General features: G+C 72.8%; 6 protein-coding genes. 4 read left to right on the top strand and 2 right to left on the bottom strand.

Annotated features, from left to right (window positions below; all coding sequences use genetic code 11):
* Nucleotides 1–441 precede the first annotated feature (441 nt).
* Nucleotides 442–1,725, top strand: a complete 1,284-nt coding sequence (locus ABZ641_RS27650; protein ID WP_359985935.1) for a hypothetical protein — start codon at nucleotides 442–444, stop codon at nucleotides 1,723–1,725.
* Between the two features lie 82 nt (nucleotides 1,726–1,807).
* Here the strand turns inward: ABZ641_RS27650 and ABZ641_RS27645 are convergent, their stop codons facing one another.
* Entirely contained in the window at nucleotides 1,808–1,951 is a 144-nt protein-coding gene (locus ABZ641_RS27645) for a hypothetical protein (protein ID WP_359985932.1), read from the bottom strand.
* 110 nt (nucleotides 1,952–2,061) lie between these two features.
* On the bottom strand, nucleotides 2,062–2,190 hold the full coding sequence (locus tag ABZ641_RS27640) for a hypothetical protein (protein ID WP_344622228.1): 129 nt from the start codon (nucleotides 2,188–2,190) through the stop codon (nucleotides 2,062–2,064).
* On the opposite strand from ABZ641_RS27640, the gene ABZ641_RS27635 reads away from it, so the two are divergent.
* The 3 genes from ABZ641_RS27635 (at nucleotide 2,189) to ABZ641_RS27625 (ending at nucleotide 3,801) form a co-directional block, all read left to right on the top strand.
* Nucleotides 2,189–2,968 (top strand): alpha/beta hydrolase, encoded by a 780-nt coding sequence (locus ABZ641_RS27635; RefSeq protein ID WP_359985929.1) that lies wholly within the window; start codon nucleotides 2,189–2,191, stop codon nucleotides 2,966–2,968. The genes ABZ641_RS27640 and ABZ641_RS27635 overlap by 2 nt on opposite strands.
* 138 nt (nucleotides 2,969–3,106) lie before the next feature.
* Entirely contained in the window at nucleotides 3,107–3,241 is a 135-nt protein-coding gene (locus ABZ641_RS27630) for a hypothetical protein (protein WP_344622226.1), read from the top strand.
* A complete protein-coding gene (locus ABZ641_RS27625) occupies nucleotides 3,238–3,801 on the top strand; it encodes a hypothetical protein (protein ID WP_359985926.1) in 564 nt (187 codons plus the stop codon). The genes ABZ641_RS27630 and ABZ641_RS27625 overlap by 4 nt, the downstream gene beginning before the upstream one ends.
* The last annotated feature ends 440 nt before the right edge of the window (nucleotides 3,802–4,241 follow it).

Below are 4,241 nucleotides of genomic sequence, written 5' to 3'. Positions count from 1 at the left end.
CTACGAACCGGTCCGAGCGCTCACCGCGGCCGGCGGTGTCCTGGCAGCGGCCAGTAGCCAGGGTGTCCTGGCGTTCGGACTGGAGACGTTTCGCTTTCCGGACACGGCCGCGTCCGGCCGCAACGGGTGAGCACGGTGTGCACGTGAAAACGCGGCGCCTGCCACCAGGTCGCGCTCCCGCGGTCGGTGCCGGTCGGTGCCGTTGTTCTGGGGTGTCGCCGATTGTCCACCGGGAAACTTCTCTCCGGTCGCCCAAGTAGGCTTCCGCTGGGGGTGGTTGCCGGAACGGCGACCTGGCACGGACGGCCTGGACGAAGGCCGTCGACAGGGGAGGGGTGCACTGTGTCAGAAGGACAGCAGGGCCGCGGGGAGGAGCAGCCGGACAAGGCTGCTGCCGTAGAAGCCAGACGGAAGGCTGCTACGAAGCTCCTGAACGAGCATGTGTCCGATCTGCTGAGACACGCGAGGCTGACGCCGACGAGCTTCGCCCGGAGGCACGATCTGCCCGAGGGCTCGGTCTCGCGGTACTTGAACGGCGAACGTGGTTGGCCCTGGTCGTACATTGACTTCGCGCTCGCGGACGTGGAAACGGCCGCGGGTGCTCCGCTGACCCAGCAGATGCGCGAGGTCACCACCAGTCTGTTCGATGCCGCGACGGCGGAGGGGCCCGGACAGCGGAAGATCCTCGGCCTGCTCAGAGCAGTCCAGGAGACGACCGCCAAACTCTCCCAGACCCATTACGAGCTCCAGGGGCTCCGCACCGAGTCCGAGAGGCTGCGGCTACTCCGTCAGCCGCCGCCCGCCGCCCTCCACCAGCGCATCGCCGCCGCGCAGCAGTCCGCCGGGCAGCTTGCCGCCGAACGCCACCGACTGCAGCGCGAAGCGGCCGGGATCGAGCAGAACCTGCCCGGGGACTTAAAGATCCTCACCGACCCTGACCTGAAGCTGCACGGTCGGGAATTCCTGCCGCCGTGGTGGCAGCAGCCTTCGGCTCCTCCGGCTGCCGTCCCCCCGATGCCGGTGGTTGCGCCCAGGCCGGCCGTGCCCGTGCATCCCCCGACGAACCACGGGTCCCGGCGTGGTCTCGCGATCGGCATCGCGATGGGGCTCATGCTGGGCCTGCTGTGCGGTGCCGGAGTGTGGATCGCAGTCCTCCTGCAGAAGGACGACGCCGCCATTAGCGGCGCGCAGTCACCCTCCGGTCCGTCGCCCGCGCTCTCCAACGGGCCGTCGACCCCTTCCCCTTCGTCGCCCACGGGCAACGGGACGGCCTCGCCTCCAGCCTCCGGATCGTCGACCTGGAAGGTGAGCTACAGCGACACCGAAATCACGATGCCCCAGACGAACGGCATGTGCACCAGTTCGGTCATGGACTTCGAGCCGCCCCGTGGTGGTGCAGTGAATCTCGATGACTTCCAGGCACTCATGGCCGCCCACGACCTCGTGATCCAGAACGAGTGCCCCACCAACAATTCCGTCACAGCGCTCCTGGCACAGGTCGACCGATGGGGGACCGCCTCGGAGCAGAAGCCGTCTCCCGAGGGGTGCCTGGACCAGGCCAACCGACAGGCCCTCGGCGCAGGTGTGCCGCTCAGCCAGGTACGGGTCGGATCCGCCTACTGCCTCGTCACCGGCGCAGGCTCGTTGGTCTGGTTCAAAGTCACCGCGAAGCCCGGCGCGGACCACGGAGGGCTCACCGTGGTCGCTACGTTGTGGACGGAGTGAAATCCGGCTTGTGGCCCGGCCCGGGTCAGTCCGCCGCCGGACCCGGGCCGCCGCACAGCGCCGTCGGCGCGGCGCCCGGCGGTCATGCCCGGAGGGCCAGGCCGGGGAGGGTGATCGCGCCCAGGACGGCGAACAGGGCGCTCATGCCCCGTGCCGGACCCGGCGGGGTGCCCGGCCGCAGCGGCACGCGGCCGTTGAGACCCACCAGGCCCAGGACGATCGCCAACAGGCTCCACCCGAGCAGGACCCGTCCGGCTGCCCGGCGGTCGCAAGTGACGTCATGTGCAGGACGATCCGCCCGGGGCCGATCACCGGTCAACGGCGGTCCGCCGACCGTCAGGGGCCGTGGCGGTGCGTCAGGAAACGGCCCGCGGAGCAGGTGATCGCGAACCGGCGGCCCGCGGCGGCGTGTTGGACGACCATGGCCTGGTTGCATTCCTCCTCGACGAACGGAGAGCCGGTCATGACGACCGTCGCGTACGGAGCGCACCCGGACCAGGTGGCGGACCTCCACCTGCCACCGACCGGCCGGGGCGGGGCGCCAGCACCGCTGGTCCTGCTGCTGCACGGCGGCTTCTGGCGCGAGCCGTACGGCCGCGCCGAACTGTCGCCACTGGCCGCGGACCTGGCCTCGCGCGGCTGGGCGGCGGCCAACGTGGAGTACCGGCGGGTGGGCGGGGACGGCGGCTGGCCGACGACGTTCCTCGACGTCGCCCGAGCCGTGGACGTGCTGCCCGAGGAGGTCGGCCGCATCGCCGGCGGGACGGTGGACACCGGCCGCGTGCTGCTGCTCGGGCACTCGGCGGGCGGACACCTGGCCCTGTGGGCGGGCCTGCGCCACCGCCTGCCCGAGGGATCACCGGGCCGCACCGCCGACGTGCCCCGGCTCACCGGCGTGGTGGCCCTGGCTCCGGCCGCAGACCTGCGGTGGGCCCATGACCTCGGTTCCGGTCGCGGAGCCGTGGCCGATCTGCTCGGCGGCGGTCCTGCGCAGTTCGCCGAACGCTACGCCGCGGCCGACCCGGCCGCCCTGGGCGGGGTCGAGGTGCCGACGGTGGTGGTGCACGGCGAACAGGACGAGAACCTGCCCGTGGAGATGGCCCGGCGTTACGCCGAGGCCGCCGGTGCCCGTCTCCTCACCCCCGGGAACTGCGGCCACTTCGACCTCGTCGACCCCCGCTCCGCGGCATGGCCGCTGGTGGCCGCGGCCCTGGAGGACCTGCTGGCTGCGCCGGGGGAGTGACGCGCAGCTTCTGATCCGCCGTCAAGGGGCCGGGGTGCGAGGGGACCGCGCCCCGGGCCCCCGGGGTGGACCGGCGGATCTCTGCGCGCTATGTTTTGAACGCGTTCAATAAGTCTCGGTCGGGCGAGGGGGATCGTCATGGAGCGGGTGGCCGTCAACGACGCGCCGGTGCCGACGGGCGCGCGGGTACTGGCCGCACTGGCCACGGCCTGCGCACTGCCCTTCGCCATCTGGTGGACGGCGGTCGGCGCGGGCCTCGACGGCGGCTGGTGACGGGCACGCTCCTCACCCTGCTGCCCCAGCTCGCCGCCCGGGCGCATGACTTCCGCCGGGCCTGCTGGCTGTTCGCCGGACTGCTGCTCGCGGCCTCGGTGGTGGGCGTCCTGCTCGGCTGGTTCCTGCTGGCGCCGGCGGCCCTGGTCCTGCTGGCTGCGGGCGCCAGGTCCGACCTCCGCCCGGAGTGCCTGTCGACCGTCCTCGGGGGCGCGGTCGCGTTCCTCGCCCTCGCCGGCTTCGGCACCATGGTCTTCGAGCAGGTGGCGGCTCCGCACTTCCGCGAGCCCACCGCCTTCACGGCCACCGTGGACGGCGCGCCCCCGCCGGTCGTCGCCCGGGAGCGCGACGGCGCCCTGACCGGGATCCCCACGCTGGGCCACGGCGCGACCGCCGTCTTCTTCCACGACGAGGGCGGCAGGCGGGAGGGGCGGATGACCGTCCAGTTCTCCCCGGACACCCCGCGCGCCGAACTGGACATCCTGCGCGAGCGGATCGGCGCCCTTCCCGGCATCCACGACGTGAAGCCGTGCGACCCCTCGGCCGGCGACTGCAACTGACGGACACGGGACGGAAGCGGGCGAGCCGGCCTGCAACCGTCCACCGCCGCCGTCCACGGCGCGGGCGCCGAAATCACGTCAGATCACGGAGCCGGCCTTCGGGCCTCCGGGGCAGGTGCCCCGCTCACGACAGCCGGCCCGACCCGTCGAGGAGCGTGACCGCCGGACGTCGAGCCGCGCCGCGCTGCCGGTCGTCACCCGGCCGACCGGCGCCGGGAGCGGCATCGCCCCGGGTGGCCGGTTCTCGACCCCGCACCCTGCGTGATGGGCGATGATCACGGCGTGAGCGTATGGTGGGTGGGGCGCAGGGACGATCTGCTGGCCCAACTGACAGTCCTGCTGGTGTACTTCGGTGCGGACCCGCTGGAGGATCCCGGCACCGGCGAACTCGCCCGCACCGCGGCCGCCCTGGCGGGCGAGTACCGGACGAGCGACCGGGG

Source organism: Kitasatospora sp. NPDC007106 (genome assembly GCF_040634455.1).
Taxonomy (GTDB): Bacteria; Actinomycetota; Actinomycetes; order Streptomycetales; family Streptomycetaceae; genus Kitasatospora; species Kitasatospora arboriphila.
Note: the sequence above shows the minus strand (reverse complement) of the source record. Positions and strands in the feature narration are given on the sequence as shown.

Excerpts from the sequence above, each read along its gene's own strand:
- ABZ641_RS27635 (WP_359985929.1), top strand. The coding sequence starts at position 2,189 with ATGACGACCGTCGCGTACGGAGCGCACCCGGACCAGGTGGCGGACCTC.
- ABZ641_RS27640 (WP_344622228.1), bottom strand. The coding sequence starts at position 2,190 with ATGACCGGCTCTCCGTTCGTCGAGGAGGAATGCAACCAGGCCATGGTC.
- ABZ641_RS27630 (WP_344622226.1), top strand. The coding sequence starts at position 3,107 with ATGGAGCGGGTGGCCGTCAACGACGCGCCGGTGCCGACGGGCGCGCGG.